Below are 16650 nucleotides of genomic sequence, written 5' to 3'. Positions count from 1 at the left end.
TCTTTTCTTTAAGGTTTTACCAATGGCGACGACGCCTGTGAAAACGTTTGTGTTGCTTATAACGTCGTATTCGTTGATAAACTAACCAAACAAATAAAAGACCGAATACTCCAAATATCAATGAAACGATACCCGTATTCAGATTATCACCTTTTACCCGGCTCCACATTTCAAGAACCGACTCCGTCTTATCACCAAAATCCCTTATCATAGCACATCTTTCAACAACCTTACGGTCTGGATATTGCACATTGTTAATATGGACACTATCTGCTTCAGGACCGAAAAAATAGCTTAAATCTGATATTTTGGTGATAGTCGTATCTACTTTTGCTTTCAGAATTTCAGGAGTTGCAACAGCACTCACATAACCAATTGCATCCATATTTCGAAGAGCAATATCCGGCTGACAAAGATAATTAATAAAATAACTGGCTGCTTTTACATTACGCGCATATTTAGGTATAGCCCAACCATCATACCAAATATTACTACCTTCTTGAGGAACTTCATAACCTAAATCTACTCCAATAGCATCTGCTTCTTCGATTGCCCATACAGCATCACCACTCCAAGTTAAATTCAGCCAAGATTTCCCCTTTGTCATCATCTCTTTTCCAAAATCGGCTTCCCATCCGGCAATATTGGGTTTTAATAGTTTTAAGTACTTTTCAGCCAAAGCAATAGCTTCCGGTGAGTTATCATTCATCAATTGTTCAACTGTAACCGTTCCGTTCGCCAACTCTTGGACATGCGCATAAATAATAGCAGTACCATAAGCATCCCGGTAGCTATCCTTCATTAAAATTTTATTTTTATTTTCAGAATTCCAAAGGCATTCCCAGCTTGTGACTTTTTCTTCAGAAATGAACTTTTTATTATATAGGATACCAGCCGTTCCCCACATATAAGGTACAACATAATCGGTTGTTTTACGCCCAGGTTGACTTAATTTATCTAGTTGTTGTTCAATGTAAGGAGACACATTTTTTAGATAATCTGGTGTTTTACCAAAATTACGGTCTATAGGGAGCAACAAATTTTTCTTCAGCATTCGCTCTATAATATATTCCGATGGACATACCAAATCAAAATCGTCATGCCCACGTTCAATTTTAGTCAACATGATTTCATTGATATCGAAAACTTGATAAATAATACGGATTTCCTCTCCTGTTTGTTCCTTATACCAAGCAGGAAATTCAGCCAATACATCTTCATCAATATAATCAGCCCAGTTATACACTTTCAAAATATGGCTACGCGCTTCATCCGCATGACTACATGAAGAAAAAACAAGTCCCCAGGACGCAAAAACGATTAATATTTTTACTAAATTATTCATTCTTTCTATCTATTATCCAAACTTCTGGATTTTTCAGCCCGTTTATTAATCACAATCAATAAAACTAAAACTGTCACAAAAATAATAGTAGACAAAGGACGTAATTCCGGTGTTAGTCCACCTTTTCTCGCATCAGCATAAATAAAAGTAGAGAGTGTTTCCAATCCTTCATTACCTATCGTAAAGATTGTCACGGCAAAATCATCAATAGATAAAGTAAAAGCCAAGATAAAGCCGCTTATCATTCCCGGACGTATCTCTGGAAAAATCACCTTACGCAAAGCCTGAAATGGAGTTGCCCCAAGATCTAATGCTGCTTCATAAACATTCTGGTTCATTTTTTTCAAACGAGGCATCACGCTCAAGACAACATAAGGTGTACAAAAGGTAATATGTGCCAATACAACCGTTGTGAATCCTTGTGATATGCCGAAACTGACAAACAATAAGAATAGCGATACACCTGTAATAATATCAGCATTCATCATCGGAATAGCATTTGCAAAATTCATGATTTGTCGTGTACGCGAACGTAAATTAAAAATCCCTATGGCTGCAATACTACCCAATACGGTCGAGATAGTAGCGGCTATCATAGCAATAGTAAATGTATTCCACAAAGCATTTACCAATGAACGTTGTACACCTCCTGAAAACAACGAACTATACAATTTTGTTGAAAAGCCAGTCCAGTTACCCAATACCTTTGCTTCGGTAAAGGAAAAAACCATGATAATAAAGATAGGTGAATAAAGTAATAATAATAGTAACCAAAGATAGGCTTTTGCCATTATTTTTGTCATCATATCACACCTCCCCCTTCATTAGAAGTATTGTCATCTTCGTTGGTAAAAAGAATAGTAATGCCAATCAACAACAACATGATTAAAGAGAGAGCAGCTCCATAATTCCACATGCCATTATATATATTTTCCTGCACAGTAGAACCAAAAAGTTTTATATTATTCATCGTCAGTAACTCCGCTATGGCAAAAGTAGAAACGGTCGGCATAAACACCATAACAATACCACTCATCACACCAGGCATTGATAATGGCAGTATAACCTTTGTAAAAACTTCGAAAGGATTAGCTCCCAAATCTTGCGCAGCTTCTATCAGGTTGCGATCCATTTTTTGCAACGTATTATAAATAGGATAAATCATAAAAGGGAGAAAGTTATAAACCATGCCAAACACTAATGCACCTTCACCCAACGGTAAATTAAGAAAATCGAATAATGCAACTGTAGCCAATGTCCGTATCAGAATATTTACCCACATGGGTAAAATAAAAAGAACTACCATAGTCCGGGAAGTATTAAAACGCGTCTGACTCAGGATATAGGCAGCAGGATAACCCAATATCAAACAAGCTAACGTCGTGATGATAGCTATCCCGATAGAATACACAAATGTATTTATGGCCTCAGGATGTAACATGAATTTTCGAAAATTACCGAATGTAAAAACTCCATCAGCATCCGTAAATGCATATATTACAATCAATACTAAAGGCATCACGACGAAAACAGCCAGAAATAATGCATAAGGAATTGTCCAATTCTTACGCCGCATAAAAAATGCAGAAATATTATTTATCACATCCCTTTTTATTAATGGTTTGAACAATCCGGATATTTTCGGGAGCTATGGTGATGCCAACTCGATCTCCATCATCCCACACATCATTCGTATCAACAAAGATATCTTCATCCCAATCCGTAAATACGGTTAAATGGTAATGGTTACCTTTATATAGAATAAATTTAACTTCACCTGTCAGTTTTCCATCTTCCTCATTGTCTTCAAGTACAACATTATCAAAGTCCACCTCTACCTGTACCCAAGTACCCGGTTCAAGATTGGAAATTTCCTTACATTCAAATATACAACCTAAAAATTCAACATGAGTTGTATCAACAATCTTTCCTTCGAACGTATTACATATACGTTCCTTTTTCATCACATGGATATCGAACGGCTTTATCAACAAACCAACCATCTGGCCTGTATCAAAACAGTGGTAATCTTGCACCATAAATTCATATCCTTCAGGAGTTTGTATCATCATTTCATAATGAACACCTTTAAAAATGGAAGAAGTGACCGTACCGGTTAACATAGCTGCGTCAGATGGTTCAAATATATATATATCTTCCGGACGAATAACGACATCTACAGGGACTTGTTTGCCAAAACCTTCATCAACACATTCGAATTCATGATTAGCAAAAGAGACTAGTTTATCTTGAATCATCATGCCATTCAATATATTACTTTCACCGATAAAGTCGGCTACAAAAGAATTTATAGGTTCATTATAAATGTCAATCGGGGTTCCAATTTGCTGAATACGGCCCTCACTCATAACAACAATCGTATCACTCAGGGTCAAAGCCTCCTCCTGATCATGGGTCACATAGACAAATGTGATTCCTAACGATTTGTGCATTTCTTTCAATTCCATTTGCATGTCCTTACGCATTTTAAGATCGAGGGCGGCAAGCGGTTCATCCAGTAAAAGAACTTCCGGTTCATTTACTATAGCACGAGCAATAGCAACACGTTGTTGTTGACCTCCTGAAAGTGAATCGACATCACGGTATTCATAATCTGTCATACCGACCATTTTCAACGCTTGTTTCACTTTCTTTTCTATGACAGTCGTAGATATCTTCTTTAATTTCAGACCGAAAGCTATATTGTTGAATACATTCAAATGTGGGAAAAGAGCATATTTTTGAAATACTGTGTTTACCGGACGTTTATGTGGAGGTGTTTGTGTTATCTCTTTTCCTGCAATAGTGATAACCCCTTCCGAAGCCGTTTGAAAGCCGGCAATCAAACGCAATAAAGTTGTTTTACCGCAACCGGACGGTCCTAGAATGGTCACAAATTCGCCCTTACGAACAAATAAATTCACATCATTTAATACAGCCTTATCTCCAAAGAATTTAGAGACATGTTCCACACCAATGATGCAGTCTGATTTTTGCATAAACTATACCTTTTACCAAAACTGATTAAACATACAATCTGCTCTTTTCCATAAAAGCAGCACAAAGGTATACAATTAATTGGGAAAACCGTTTGCTATCAGCAAATCGTTCCTTCTTTTTTATTGCAACATTGGTTCGAAAAAATCGGAATTTTAGTGACTTATCATTTTACTCTTCGGCAACATCAAATTTAAGACTACACCAAGTAAAGCAGATAGGCCTATTCCAGCCATTGTAAAACTCCCGAATTCGATGACAGCACCACCAATACCAAACGTAAGAATCAAGGAAACAATAATCAAGTTACGAGTATCCCCCAAATTAGTTCGATTTTGGATTAAACTGTTGATACCAACTGAAGCAATAGTTCCGAACAGAAGTAGCATAATTCCCCCTAACACTGAAGCCGGTATCGATTCGAGTAAAGCACTTACTTTCCCAAACACGGAAAAAATAATACCAAATACAGCTGCAATCCGTATTACAGCAGGGTCTGTTATTTTTGTCAATGAAATAGCTCCTGTTACTTCAGAATAGGTAGTTACAGGAGGACCACCTATCAAACCTGCTATAATACATGCCAGTCCATCTCCTAACATCGTACGCTGAAGTCCCGGTTCTTTTACAAAATCCTTACCTGTTACCTCATTAATAGCATATACATCTCCTATATGTTCAATTACCGGAGCTATTGTAACTGGTATCATAAATATAATTGCTTCCCACGAAAAAGTAGGTTTCACAAATTGAGGCATGGCAAACCACGGAGCCTCTATAATTGAGTCAAAATTGACCTGCCCAAATAGACAGGCAGCAGCATATCCTATTACAATACCACAAAATATCGGAATAAGCCGTAACATTCCATGTCCCAATAGAGAAGCTAATATAGCTGTTAATAAAGCAATCAAAGCCAGTAACCAATTTTCTTTTGCCATATTAACTCCGGAGCCAGCAAGAGATAAACCGATAAGAATAATAACAGGTCCTATTACTACCGGAGGAAATAATTTCTTAATAAAGCCAACACCATGCAATTTAATGAGTAAACTCATCAATCCATAAACCGCACCTACAGCAACCAGTCCAGACATTGTTCCTGATAACCCATATAATTCAGTAGCTTTCATAATAGGTGCAACAAATGCAAAACTACTCCCAAGAAAAACAGGCACTTTTCCTTTTGTTACCAAATGAAACACAAGTGTACCTACTCCTGCCGTAAACAAGGCTGTAGAAGGATTCAACCCGACCAATAAAGGGACCAAAACCGTTGCTCCAAACGCCACAAAAAGGAATTGGACTCCAACAATCGTTTTCTGTAGAACCCCCAATTGTTTATCGTTTTCCATAAAAACAGAAGATTTATATTTTCACGTAGCTTGACTTAATTTTATTACCCGTCAGAAATTTTTCTTCTCGTCAATGATATATTCCGGGCGTGCTTTTATTTCATCAAAAAGGATACCCACATATTGTCCGAGTACACCGACAGTCAATAGTTGAACCCCACCAAAAAAAATAACAGATGTCATAATAGATGTCCAGCCCGTCTCCGCATTACTAAAACCATATATTTTACCTAAGGTAAACCAGATAGCTAACACAATACCCACCAATACTGCAATAAAGCCTAAGCTAATGGCCAAACGCAACGGTTTTTTAGAAAAATAAAGCATCGCCGTTGAAGCAAATTTCCACATTTTACTAAATGGATATTTCGTTTCACCGGCAATACGGGCTTCTCGCTCATAGTAGAACGGAATTTGCTTATACCCCAACCAGCTTATCAATCCTCGGATGTATTTGCCACGCTCCTGAAAACGGTCAAACTGATCCATAATCTTACGGTCAATCATACGGAAATCACCTGTATCTAAAGGGAAACTCACATCGCTCATATAATTCATCAAACGATAAAAGAATTTAGCCGTAAACTTTTTAAAAAGACTTTCACCTTCACGGGACTTACGTACACAATAGACAACATTAGCCTCTTCCTTTTCCTGTAATGCTAAGATTGCAGGAATTGCTTCAGGAGGATCTTGCATGTCAGCGTCAAGAATAACAGCTAAATCCGCATCACAATTATTAATGCCAGCTGTAACGGCTGGCTGATGGCCGAAGTTTCGTGAAAAATGAATAACCTTGACTTTTGAATCAGATGCTGCAATTTTATCCAGCATCCAACGAGTTTTATCCCGACTCCCATCATTTATGTAGATAATTTCTGTTGGATTCGGAAGTGACATCAACACCTCTTTTATTCGACGGTATGATTCAGTTATCACTAATTCTTCATTGTAACAAGGTACAATAACCGATAATTTTTTCATTTATTCTAAGCTTTAAAAGTATAGAATTTATTCATTACAAAATTAATCACCGTATAAAACGCCATTCCTATCAAATGATTATAATAATGGTCGATAGTCAGATTCGCATTTAGGAAAGTCACCAATCCCCATTGTAGTAAATAGCAAACAATAAAAACAAGACTAAAACGCCAGGCACTTTTTTTCCATCCAGACTCACTGCCTTTAAACGTCCACTGTTTATTCCAAACAAAACTATTCAACAAGCCTGCCACATACCCCGTTATATTTGACAACCCTTCCCTACATCCCAACAGCTTCATCATTATATAAATGACAGCCATGGTTATCAATGTATTGCTAACTCCTACAATGCCATATTTAATGGCTTGCTTTACCGTTTTCCTCATGCTTTCTTATAATCTCCGCAATTTCATCACCCGACAATTCCTTTACATTTGTAATCGTAAAAATTGTTGATAGAAAATTACCATATTGATTGCATTCACCAATCACTTTATCCAATGTTAGTTTTATATTGGCACGAACCGGTATTAAAAAGACCAATTCAACATATTGTTCTTTTATTGTCAAACGCTCTATCTCGCAATCCTCTTTCGACAACAAATAAGCAAATTCACGTTCTATAACTTTACGCTGATATTCGAGAAAAGGTTTCAAAGCTGTCGAAAGCATTAATACATAAAAACGCAATTTTTCACCTTTTCCTCCCAATCCCGTAGATATATAAATTTGTTTTTCGTCAGATAATTCCGATTCAAGCGATATCCGGCTCTCCATCAAAGCCATATATGCCCAATCACGCACATCTTGTCCCGGCTCCTGCACATAACTTTCCAACACTCGATAAGCTTTCACCTGGCGGGATGTTGCCAACGCAGACAAAATATACTTTTTACGTTCTGTTGTGACTTCCGGATCTGCCAAACTCTCAGAAAAAGTGGCATAATCAAAATCATCCCAATCCGGCTTATTTTTTTTCACCTGTTCGGAATATTTAAAATACTCCATCTGAAGTTCAACCGGTACGCGCTGTTCTAATATATGGAAATGTCCGTCCATCTTACTAAAAGACTCCCGGAACTTTTTAAATACATCACCATCCTCTTTCATAGACCTGTTTTTTAGTTATGTATATATCCAATAAACAAGAAACAAAACAAAAGTAGTTCTTTTTCGTGAGAAAAGCCTCATATAAAGAAGAAAAAGGGACAAAGGCTGATTATGAAATTTAACTTTGGACTATAAACTTAATAAATCAATCTTTTATAAATAACATTACCTGAAAATATCTTAACATCGACAATAAGAATTTCCAGGTAATGCTATAGCTTATTATTTGATTCGGATTATTAATCAAACATGTGTCTGAACTTATCAAATATTTTCTCTTTCACAGACTTCTTAGGTTGGAAGTTTGGTGAATTCTCCAATCCATTCAATATTTCCTTTTCCGAAGCTGAAAGAGTTTCGGGAATATATACACTTACATTCACCAGTAAATCACCAGTTCCATAGCTATTAATAGAAGGAAGTCCTTTATTACGCAAACGAAGTACTTTACCGGGCTGTGTACCTGGTTCTATTTTCACTTTAGCTTTGCCATCGATAGTTGGGACTTCTACAGTTCCACCTAAAGCTGCCTGGGGAAAACTTAAAAGCAGATTATACAATATATCATTTTCGTCGCGTATCAGTTCTGGATGAGGTTCTTCCTCTACTAAAATCAACAAATCACCATTAATTCCTCCATGACGAGCCGCATTTCCCTTGCCACTCATAGATAATTGCATACCCTCGGCTACACCAGCCGGAATATTTATTGTAATCACTTCTTCATCGCGTATAATACCTTCGCCATTACATTCAGAACACTTCTTTACAATAATTTTGCCCTCTCCACCACATGTAGGACAAGTAGATTGTGTCTGCATCTGCCCTAATATTGTATTGGCTATACGTGTCACAACTCCACTACCATGACAAGTTTCACAAGTTTTCGAGCTATGTTCATCTTCGGCACCGCTACCATGGCATTTTGAACAAGTTACATATTTCTTAACTTTAATCTTTTTTTCGACGCCAGTAGCAATTTCTTTTAAATTCAACTTTACTTTGACACGCAAATCCGAACCACGATTCACGTGACGTCCGCTGCGCGAACCTCCTCCAAAACCACTAAAACCGCCAAAGCCTCCAAAATGTCCACCAAAAATATCCCCAAATTGCGAGAAAATATCGTCCATAGACATTCCACCACCAAAGCCGCCTCCTGAAGCTGCTCCACCAACTCCGGCATGACCAAACTGGTCATAACGCTGACGTTTCTGAGAATCGCTCAATACATCGTAAGCCTCAGCAGCTTCCTTAAAATTCTCTTCCGCTTGTTTATCTCCAGGATTTTTATCTGGATGAAATTGAATGGCTTTCTTCCGATAAGCCTTCTTTATATCTTCTTCCGATGCATTTTTATTGACACCGAGCACTTCGTAATAATCTCTCTTAGCCATCTTTCGTATTTGTTTTCTATAATGTGACAATTTGCTAATTTGCCTATATGCCAATAAAAGAAACGTTCGATATTCCGCAGTGCCTACTTTATTGGCATGTTGGCACATTCAGGGAATCGCCTCATTGACAAATTATTCTCCTACAACCACTTTCGCGTGGCGAATTACTTTATCGTGCAATGTATAACCAGTTTGTACACAATCCAATACTTTACCCTTCATATCAGGTTCCGGAGCCGGAATCATTGCGACAGCTTCAGAAGTTTCCGCATCAAACGGCAAACCGACAGTTTCAATCGGCTTAACTGCTTGTTGAGCAAGATATGAGATAAATTTCGAATAAATCAGTTCCACTCCTTCCATTACGGCTTTAATATCTTCAGCTGTTCGAATATTTTGTAATGCCCGTTCAAAATCATCAACAACCGGAAGCAAATGAGTCAAAGCGCTCTCCCCCCCATTTTTAATTAAATCAGCCTTTTCGCGCAATGTACGTTTACGATAATTATCAAATTCAGCCATCAAACGAAGATGCGAATCATTTAGTTCATTATACTTTTTTTTCAACTCATCCAACTCTTCCGTCAGATTGTCAGCAACAGCAGTTTCTTCTGCCGCATTTACCTGTTCTTCCTGCAAATTTGTCGTATCATCAATGTTCTGATCGCTTTTATTGTCAGCTGTTTCTCTTTTACTATTAAAATTTATCTTACTCATAACGATTTATATATTTTTATTACAATCTAATTATCAGACATTTACCTCACTTGATAAATAATTATATTACCCATACGGATGTTCAAATGATGCCTGTTGTACACCTTTATAACATCAAATATACTGCCAACTGTTCTAAAACATCGAAAATATCTTTACCTTTGTGTTATTAATTATGGTTTATAACAGGAAGAAATTAATATGAAGAAAATAATTTTGTCTGCATTACTTCTTTTTGCATTTTTATCCGGATACGCTCAAAACCGGGCTATTTGTCGGTTAGGCATCAATTATGATATCAGTCAAAGTAATAATTGGGGGACAAACAGACCTGTCATCACAGGCATTATCCCCTATACACCTGCGGAACAGGCTGGTTTAAAACAAAACGACATTATTCTGGCTATTGATGGAGTAGAAACAAACGAAATCTCACCCAAAGAGATTGAAGAGATGCTCAATCCTGCAGGAAAAAAAGAAGTGATACTTACAATATCCAATCTGGCAACCCCTTCTAAGCAAGTGTCTGTGAAAAAAGAATGTAAAAAAAACAATGCTATTACAGAAGATCAGCTTGCCACTGCTTTTTCCATGTATAGTCCGGAAACTACCAGCGAACGAGAATTTACCTGCCCGTTTAAAACAACCGCAACATCCGAACCGGTTGATTTTGGGGAGTTTAAGACATTTGCATTTACTGCTATTGACGAAAACAACAGTAAACTGGAAACAGTAATCAATGAAAGTATTGAAAAAGAACTGACTAAAAAAGGATTGACTGTTGATATTAACAATCCGGATATTTTAGTTCAGACATACTATTTTTTTGACAAAAATCCTAATTTCAAAGGAGCAAACAAAATTTTGATTGATAAAGAACCAACTTATCGATATAACTTCCTACACAGCAAAATGGAGCAGTTTCCATTCTTGAATTACACTGCAGCGGAAGCAGAAGCTGAATATCTGTTACAATTTGGTTTCCGTCTAGTTGATCAGCGTGATGTACCAGGTCGTATTCTCTGGGAATGTGAAGCGAATGAATTGCTTGAAGATGCATATCATTTGGATGAATATGCCCGTATCCATGTACCATTGATGTGTATGCAATATCCATATGTCAAATACAGTCGTAATGTACAATTTAAAATAGACCAAAAGACATATAATTATACAGGTCTGAGTTTCGATATCGACCAAATGAGTACTGTTGCAGAAGTCGATCGTAATTCACCCGCCTATGCTGCAGGTTTACGTACACTCGATGTTATTGAAAAAATCAACAATCACAAAATGAGTTACACAGCCGAAGAGTTTTCTGCCGCATATAAAAGTTTTATAACCAGTTCGATGAAATACCGTGACCCTAAAACGCGTTTCACTGATGCCAATGGTTTCAAGCGTTGTATGTATTGGGATACATTCAAATATCCGCAAATAGCCGATGCTATTCAGAATTCAAAAAGTTTATCAGCTTTTGCCTATCTATACTATTACGCTCCGTATATTAATCCTTCCGGTAATAATGCTTGTACATTTAATATTAAACGGGGTAAGGAGAAAATGGAAATAATCGTTCGTCCAGCCATTCGTCGGTCTGTGACGATTGAAGTTAAATAAAGTATTTACAACACGTGATATACCCATCAAATTTTGAACAAAAAACGGGCTTTGATAAAGTCCGGAGTTATATAGCCGAAAAATGTCTAAGCCCACTCGGTGAGGAACGAGTCGCAAATATGAGTTTCTCTGCCGACTATACTACAGTGATAGAGCATTTAGAGCAAACAGACGAATTTGTCCGTATTTTACACGGAGATGTGGAATTTCCGGCCAGCTTCTTTTTTGACGTACGCTATTCGCTAAAACGTATACGACCTGAAGGCACTTGGCTCGATGAAAAAGAATTGTTCGACTTGAAACGTTCTCTTCAAACAATCAATGACATTATCCGTTTTTTTCGTCCAACGAAGGAAGAAAGTGAAGAAATTAAATATCCGGCCTTAACAGCATTAGCTGGCGATGTTATGGTTTTTCCACAGCTAATCGAAAAAATCAATACTATATTAGATAAATTCGGACGTATAAAAGATAGTGCTTCCCCTGCATTAACTCAAATTCGTAAAGAAATAAATACGACAACAAACGGTATATCCCGAAGCCTTCAATCCATTTTACGTGCAGCGCAATCGGATGGCGTTGTAGACAAGGATGTTACTCCGACAATGCGTGATGGGAGATTGATGATTCCTGTTGCTCCTGCATTTAAACGAAAAATCAAAGGTATCGTACATGATGAATCCGCCAGCGGTAAAACGGTATTTATAGAGCCTGAAATTGTAGTAGAAGCCAACAACCGTATTCGTGAACTTGAAGGAGATGAACGCCGGGAAATTATAAAAATCCTAACAGAATTTACAAATTTCGTTCGTCCTCTGATTCTGGATATTCTGCAATCATATGATTTTTTAGCTGAAATAGATTTTATACGTGCCAAAGCTCTTTTTGCCGAACAAATAAAAGGCATTAAACCAACAGTAGAGGATAAACAACAGATTGATTGGATACAAGCCATACATCCTTTACTTTATTTATCCCTGCAAAAACAAAATAAACAAGTCGTTCCATTAGACATTACGTTAGATGGGGAAAAACGCATTTTGATTATATCTGGTCCGAATGCCGGCGGTAAATCAGTCTGCCTGAAAACAGTAGGATTGCTGCAATATATGTTACAATGTGGTTTACTTATTCCTCTATACGAACGTTCACGTACCGGTCTATTCGAAAATATTTTTATTGATATTGGTGACGAACAAAGCATTGAGAATGACCTCAGTACCTACAGCTCACATTTGACAAACATGAAGTACTTTGTCAAAAATTGCAATGAAAACACAATCATTTTGATAGACGAGTTCGGAAGTGGTACAGAACCTCAAATAGGAGGAGCTATCGCAGAAGCACTCCTTGAGCGTTTTAATCGAAATCAGAGCTATGGCGTAATTACAACGCATTATCAGAATCTAAAACATTTTGCCGAAGATACAGAAGGTATCGTAAACGGAGCAATGCTATATGACCGTCATATGATGCAGCCTCTGTTCAAACTTTCAATCGGAAACCCTGGTAGTTCTTTTGCCGTAGAAATAGCTCGAAAAATTGGTTTGCCAGAAGATGTAATTACTGATGCTTCAAACAAAGTTGGTTCTGATTATATCAATATGGACAAGTATTTGCAAGATATCGTACGTGATAAACGATATTGGGAAACCAAACGTCAAAATATTCGTTCACAGGAAAAAAAGCTGGAAGATATTACGTCTCGATATGAGCAAGATTTAGAAGCTGTTAACAAGCAACGGAAAGAAATAATACGAACAGCAAAAGAAGAAGCTCAACATATTCTAGCCGAAGCAAATGCCAAAATAGAAAATACCATCCGAGAAATCAAAGAAGCACAAGCAGAGAAAGAACAAACCAAACTTGCCCGTAAAGCATTAGAAGAGTTTAAAGCTTCTGTAACTGCTACGGAAGAAAATGATGATAAAATAGCCCGAAAAATGGCAAAACTACAGGAACGTAAAGAGCGAAAAAAACAAAAACAGAACGTTCCTGCCGCCAAACAAATATTTAATCGAGATATCATCGGAATTGGTGACAACGTTCGCCTGAAAGGACAAGTTTCGGCTGGTATAGTTATGGAATTGCAGGGTAAACAGGCTATTGTCGCATTCGGTATGATAAAAAGTACAGTTAAACTAGAACAGCTTGAAAAAGTAAGTAAAGGGCAAATCAAAAAAGAAATCCTTAAAAGTACCTTTGTCAGTGCTCAAACGACAGACGATATGCATGAGAAAAAACTGAACTTCAAACAAGAAATAGATGTTAGAGGAATGAGAGGAGACGAGGCACTGCAAACTGTCACTTATTTTGTAGACGATGCCATACAAGTAGGAGCTTCCCGAATACGCATTTTACACGGAACAGGAACCGGCATTCTAAGACAATTGATACGTGATTATCTACATACTGTTCCCGGGGTACGGCAATATCATGATGAACATATACAATTTGGAGGAGCAGGTATTACAGTTGTAGAACTTGAATAAAAACAGGCATGAAACGAAGAGAAAATACACATTTACACAAACGGAAACACATTTCAAATCGTCATTTGGCCGATAAATATTTCTATGCAGGCGAACATGATACCGTTACGGATATTCGCCTTACCCAATATAATTCAGAAATTTTGCACACAAAACAGATTTCTACAGATGATGTGTCATTTAAGAAACATACTGACAATAATTGCATTAATTGGTTCCAAGTAAGCGGATTAACAAACTCTGACGCCGTCACACGTATGGTAAACGAATTTGGCATGCACAATCTCGATGCCAAAGATATTTTGACACCCCAGCATGTAGTAAAAATTGAGGAATATGACAAGCATATCCTTATCGTTCTGAATTCGACCTATTATGATGTCAATATGGAAATCAATTCCGAGCATATCTGTATCCTTATAACGGATAATGTTATTATTACATTTACAGAAAGTAATAATCCGGTCTTTGAAAGTACTTACAAAGCCATTGAAACCAATATGTTGAACATAAGAAAGAAAAACAGTGGTTTGCTTCTCGCTTTTCTGCTTAACACAATTATTGCCAATCTTGTTGAATCCGCATCCAAAGTAGAAGAAATGCTTGAAGATATAGAAGAGACGCTACTTGATATTAAAAACAATCAAGGGAACATGGGACTTCTTATCCAACAACATCGCCGCGAGTATATGGTAATACGAAAAAACAGCCAGCCACTGAAAGAACAGTTCTCCAAACTCTTACATACAGATAATAGTATTATTAGTTCGGACATACAACCTATCTACAATGATTTGTCAGACCAGTTACAATTTGTCGCTCAAACAACAGAAAGTTGTCGTGAAATCATTTCTTCACTAGTGGATCTTTACATCTCCAACAATGATTTAAGAATGAATGCGATAATGAAACGACTTACAATCGTTTCTACACTATTTATTCCTTTAACCTTTTTGGCTGGGATATGGGGCATGAATTTCAAGAATATGCCGGAACTCAGTTGGCAGTATGGATATGGAATAGCTTGGTCCCTCATATTAATCACAGCTATTGCCACCTGGTCCTATATGCGAAAAAAGGACTGGTTTTAAAGTCCATAATTTTTCCTGAAGAGATAATACGTATTTCTGGATACATTAAAGCGTCTGCAAATATCAAGAACACTTTCTCCTTGTTCCAACATGCTAATAACTTCTTCCTTATTGGCATCTAAATAGGCCTGCTTGGCATCCGAACCTTTCGGACGTCCCAATGGACCACCCTTTTTTTTCTTCTGTGCCAAAGCTTCTCTTGTACGAGTTGACATTAGATTATGTTCAATATCAGCAACCATATTAAAAACATGTGCCATTGCCACATTATCTAATTGTTCATCCAATATGTAACGGTCTTTTATACAATAAAGATGAATACCTTTTTCCATACAAGCGGCTAAAATAGACATAACATCAGACAATGTACGCCCCAGACGAGAGATATCCGAAATTACCAGAATATCTCCTCTTTGCATACGAACAACTATCATATCCAGATTACGTTCGTTTTTACGAGTTTTTTTCCCAATAACATCTGTTATCCATTTATCAACAGTAAGGCCTCTATCATTAGTAAACTGAGCGATATCATTTCGCTGTTCTTCAAGGTGTTCTTTTGCTGTTCCTACTTTCAAATATGCAACTACCATACATTTCAGCGTATTTATAATTAAAAGATGTAAAATATTATTTGGGCGTGAAGATAATAAAAGTAATGATAGATAGGTACTAAACTTTCCATTTTATTATAAGAAAATGTTAGCATATTCAGATTGTTTGTCAATAATTAAGTCGTCTCTAAACAATTTAACTCAACTGATTATCAACCAATTACAACAGTGCAAAATAACAACTATTTATAACATATCACTATATTTCTATTTCTTATGTTTTTCTCTTGATGAAAACATTGTTTTTCATTTTGACAAAACATGCGTTCTATTTCATATTCTGAAAACAAAGAACCGGAAAATCTGTTTTCTTTCATGTATACGAAGAAAAGATAAGCTATTGACACAGTGGTTCGAAGCATAATAATTAAATGGTATTATCATTTATTCGTTTCACGAACGTGAAACAGTGATGGAGGAGCTTTTTAAGTTTTTCGTTCTTCTTTTTATTGTTTCACGTTCGTGGGACAAAAGAAACGTATCTATGAAATGTAAATAAGGTTGAGACAAAAAGAAATTAGAGAGATGGATTTTTCTTATTTTACAAAGTCATTAATAATACGTTTCCGGTATCGGAGCATTCAGCTCTGCATGTAAAACTCCGCTCTTTTCAAATATACGAACTTTGTTTTCTCTCACCAACCATCCTAAAGCAAGAAATATAAGCGATTCCTGATAATGAGTCATCTCCCCAATCTTCTTTATAGATAAAATACCTCTTTCCGATAGCAGATACCAGATCTTACCGGCATCCAATGCAACATCATTCTTAATCATAACACCTCGTTTTTTGATATATTATTTATCCTCGTAATCCTTTATCTGGTCTATATCAGGCCAAAACATGTAAACTGTTTTGTAACGAAACAATCCTTAGATGGAAATGGTTCTACAAAATAGCATAATTTAATTTATGTTTTTATAC

Annotated in this window: 15 protein-coding genes; 3 read left to right on the top strand and 12 right to left on the bottom strand. The window is 36.8% G+C overall.

From position 1 onward, the window contains the following. Positions 1 to 16: 16 nt before the first annotated feature. The 10 genes from DW103_RS06915 to DW103_RS06870 form a co-directional block, all read right to left on the bottom strand. On the bottom strand, positions 17 to 1345 hold the full coding sequence (locus tag DW103_RS06915) for an ABC transporter substrate-binding protein (RefSeq protein ID WP_122274932.1): 1329 nt from the start codon (positions 1343 to 1345) through the stop codon (positions 17 to 19). 5 nt (positions 1346 to 1350) lie between these two features. Continuing rightward, positions 1351 to 2151 carry an ABC transporter permease gene (locus DW103_RS06910; RefSeq protein ID WP_122274931.1) on the bottom strand — a complete coding sequence of 267 codons (801 nt, stop codon included), beginning with the start codon at positions 2149 to 2151 and terminating at the stop codon, positions 1351 to 1353. Further along, positions 2148 to 2921 carry an ABC transporter permease gene (locus tag DW103_RS06905; RefSeq protein WP_122275040.1) on the bottom strand — a complete coding sequence of 258 codons (774 nt, stop codon included), beginning with the start codon at positions 2919 to 2921 and terminating at the stop codon, positions 2148 to 2150. The genes DW103_RS06910 and DW103_RS06905 overlap by 4 nt, the downstream gene beginning before the upstream one ends. Before the next feature lie 16 nt (positions 2922 to 2937). After that, positions 2938 to 4344 carry a polyamine ABC transporter ATP-binding protein gene (gene potA, locus DW103_RS06900; RefSeq protein ID WP_122274930.1) on the bottom strand — a complete coding sequence of 469 codons (1407 nt, stop codon included), beginning with the start codon at positions 4342 to 4344 and terminating at the stop codon, positions 2938 to 2940. A gap of 153 nt (positions 4345 to 4497) precedes the next feature. After that, positions 4498 to 5697 carry a uracil-xanthine permease family protein gene (locus DW103_RS06895; RefSeq protein WP_122274929.1) on the bottom strand — a complete coding sequence of 400 codons (1200 nt, stop codon included), beginning with the start codon at positions 5695 to 5697 and terminating at the stop codon, positions 4498 to 4500. Between the two features lie 51 nt (positions 5698 to 5748). Next, positions 5749 to 6681: a glycosyltransferase family 2 protein gene (locus tag DW103_RS06890; RefSeq protein WP_122274928.1), complete on the bottom strand. Its 933-nt coding sequence runs from the start codon at positions 6679 to 6681 to the stop codon at positions 5749 to 5751. Positions 6682 to 6686: 5 nt separating this feature from the next. Beyond that, complete coding sequence (locus DW103_RS06885; protein WP_122274927.1) at positions 6687 to 7070, bottom strand: GtrA family protein; 384 nt, start codon at positions 7068 to 7070, stop codon at positions 6687 to 6689. Continuing rightward, positions 7042 to 7794 (bottom strand): hypothetical protein, encoded by a 753-nt coding sequence (locus DW103_RS06880; RefSeq protein ID WP_122274926.1) that lies wholly within the window; start codon positions 7792 to 7794, stop codon positions 7042 to 7044. Before DW103_RS06880 ends, DW103_RS06885 begins: the two co-directional genes overlap by 29 nt. 239 nt (positions 7795 to 8033) lie before the next feature. Next, on the bottom strand, positions 8034 to 9191 hold the full coding sequence (gene dnaJ / locus DW103_RS06875; RefSeq protein ID WP_122274925.1) for a molecular chaperone DnaJ: 1158 nt from the start codon (positions 9189 to 9191) through the stop codon (positions 8034 to 8036). Positions 9192 to 9323: 132 nt separating this feature from the next. Next, positions 9324 to 9908 carry a nucleotide exchange factor GrpE gene (locus tag DW103_RS06870; protein ID WP_122274924.1) on the bottom strand — a complete coding sequence of 195 codons (585 nt, stop codon included), beginning with the start codon at positions 9906 to 9908 and terminating at the stop codon, positions 9324 to 9326. A gap of 201 nt (positions 9909 to 10109) precedes the next feature. Between DW103_RS06870 and DW103_RS06865 the strand changes: the two genes are divergently transcribed. The 3 genes from DW103_RS06865 to corA are packed head-to-tail and all read left to right on the top strand — an operon-like array spanning position 10110 to position 15111. Next, entirely contained in the window at positions 10110 to 11528 is a 1419-nt protein-coding gene (locus DW103_RS06865) for a PDZ domain-containing protein (RefSeq protein ID WP_122274923.1), read from the top strand. 14 nt (positions 11529 to 11542) lie between these two features. Beyond that, on the top strand, positions 11543 to 14020 hold the full coding sequence (locus DW103_RS06860) for an endonuclease MutS2 (protein WP_122274922.1): 2478 nt from the start codon (positions 11543 to 11545) through the stop codon (positions 14018 to 14020). Between the two features lie 8 nt (positions 14021 to 14028). After that, the gene (gene corA / locus DW103_RS06855) at positions 14029 to 15111 is read left to right on the top strand and encodes a magnesium/cobalt transporter CorA (RefSeq protein WP_122274921.1); all 1083 of its coding nucleotides are present in this window, start codon (positions 14029 to 14031) and stop codon (positions 15109 to 15111) included. On the opposite strand, the gene DW103_RS06850 is transcribed toward corA, so the two are convergent. Beyond that, complete coding sequence (locus DW103_RS06850) at positions 15108 to 15704, bottom strand: recombinase family protein (protein WP_122274920.1); 597 nt, start codon at positions 15702 to 15704, stop codon at positions 15108 to 15110. The two genes, corA and DW103_RS06850, sit on opposite strands and share 4 nt — an antisense overlap. A gap of 573 nt (positions 15705 to 16277) precedes the next feature. Beyond that, entirely contained in the window at positions 16278 to 16502 is a 225-nt protein-coding gene (locus tag DW103_RS06845; RefSeq protein WP_122274919.1) for a winged helix-turn-helix domain-containing protein, read from the bottom strand. Positions 16503 to 16650: the final 148 nt, after the last annotated feature.

It is taken from the genome of Parabacteroides sp. AM08-6 (assembly GCF_003473295.1).
Classification (GTDB): Bacteria; Bacteroidota; Bacteroidia; order Bacteroidales; family Tannerellaceae; genus Parabacteroides.
Note: the sequence above shows the minus strand (reverse complement) of the source record. Positions and strands in the feature narration are given on the sequence as shown.

Excerpts from the sequence above, each read along its gene's own strand:
- DW103_RS06905 (WP_122275040.1), bottom strand. The coding sequence starts at position 2,921 with ATGCGGCGTAAGAATTGGACAATTCCTTATGCATTATTTCTGGCTGTT.
- corA (WP_122274921.1), top strand. The coding sequence starts at position 14,029 with ATGAAACGAAGAGAAAATACACATTTACACAAACGGAAACACATTTCA.
- DW103_RS06895 (WP_122274929.1), bottom strand. The coding sequence starts at position 5,697 with ATGGAAAACGATAAACAATTGGGGGTTCTACAGAAAACGATTGTTGGA.
- DW103_RS06850 (WP_122274920.1), bottom strand. The coding sequence starts at position 15,704 with ATGGTAGTTGCATATTTGAAAGTAGGAACAGCAAAAGAACACCTTGAA.
- dnaJ (WP_122274925.1), bottom strand. The coding sequence starts at position 9,191 with ATGGCTAAGAGAGATTATTACGAAGTGCTCGGTGTCAATAAAAATGCA.
- DW103_RS06865 (WP_122274923.1), top strand. The coding sequence starts at position 10,110 with ATGAAGAAAATAATTTTGTCTGCATTACTTCTTTTTGCATTTTTATCC.
- DW103_RS06915 (WP_122274932.1), bottom strand. The coding sequence starts at position 1,345 with ATGAATAATTTAGTAAAAATATTAATCGTTTTTGCGTCCTGGGGACTT.
- DW103_RS06890 (WP_122274928.1), bottom strand. The coding sequence starts at position 6,681 with ATGAAAAAATTATCGGTTATTGTACCTTGTTACAATGAAGAATTAGTG.
- DW103_RS06880 (WP_122274926.1), bottom strand. The coding sequence starts at position 7,794 with ATGAAAGAGGATGGTGATGTATTTAAAAAGTTCCGGGAGTCTTTTAGT.
- DW103_RS06885 (WP_122274927.1), bottom strand. The coding sequence starts at position 7,070 with ATGAGGAAAACGGTAAAGCAAGCCATTAAATATGGCATTGTAGGAGTT.
- DW103_RS06845 (WP_122274919.1), bottom strand. The coding sequence starts at position 16,502 with ATGATTAAGAATGATGTTGCATTGGATGCCGGTAAGATCTGGTATCTG.
- potA (WP_122274930.1), bottom strand. The coding sequence starts at position 4,344 with ATGCAAAAATCAGACTGCATCATTGGTGTGGAACATGTCTCTAAATTC.
- DW103_RS06910 (WP_122274931.1), bottom strand. The coding sequence starts at position 2,151 with ATGATGACAAAAATAATGGCAAAAGCCTATCTTTGGTTACTATTATTA.
- DW103_RS06870 (WP_122274924.1), bottom strand. The coding sequence starts at position 9,908 with ATGAGTAAGATAAATTTTAATAGTAAAAGAGAAACAGCTGACAATAAA.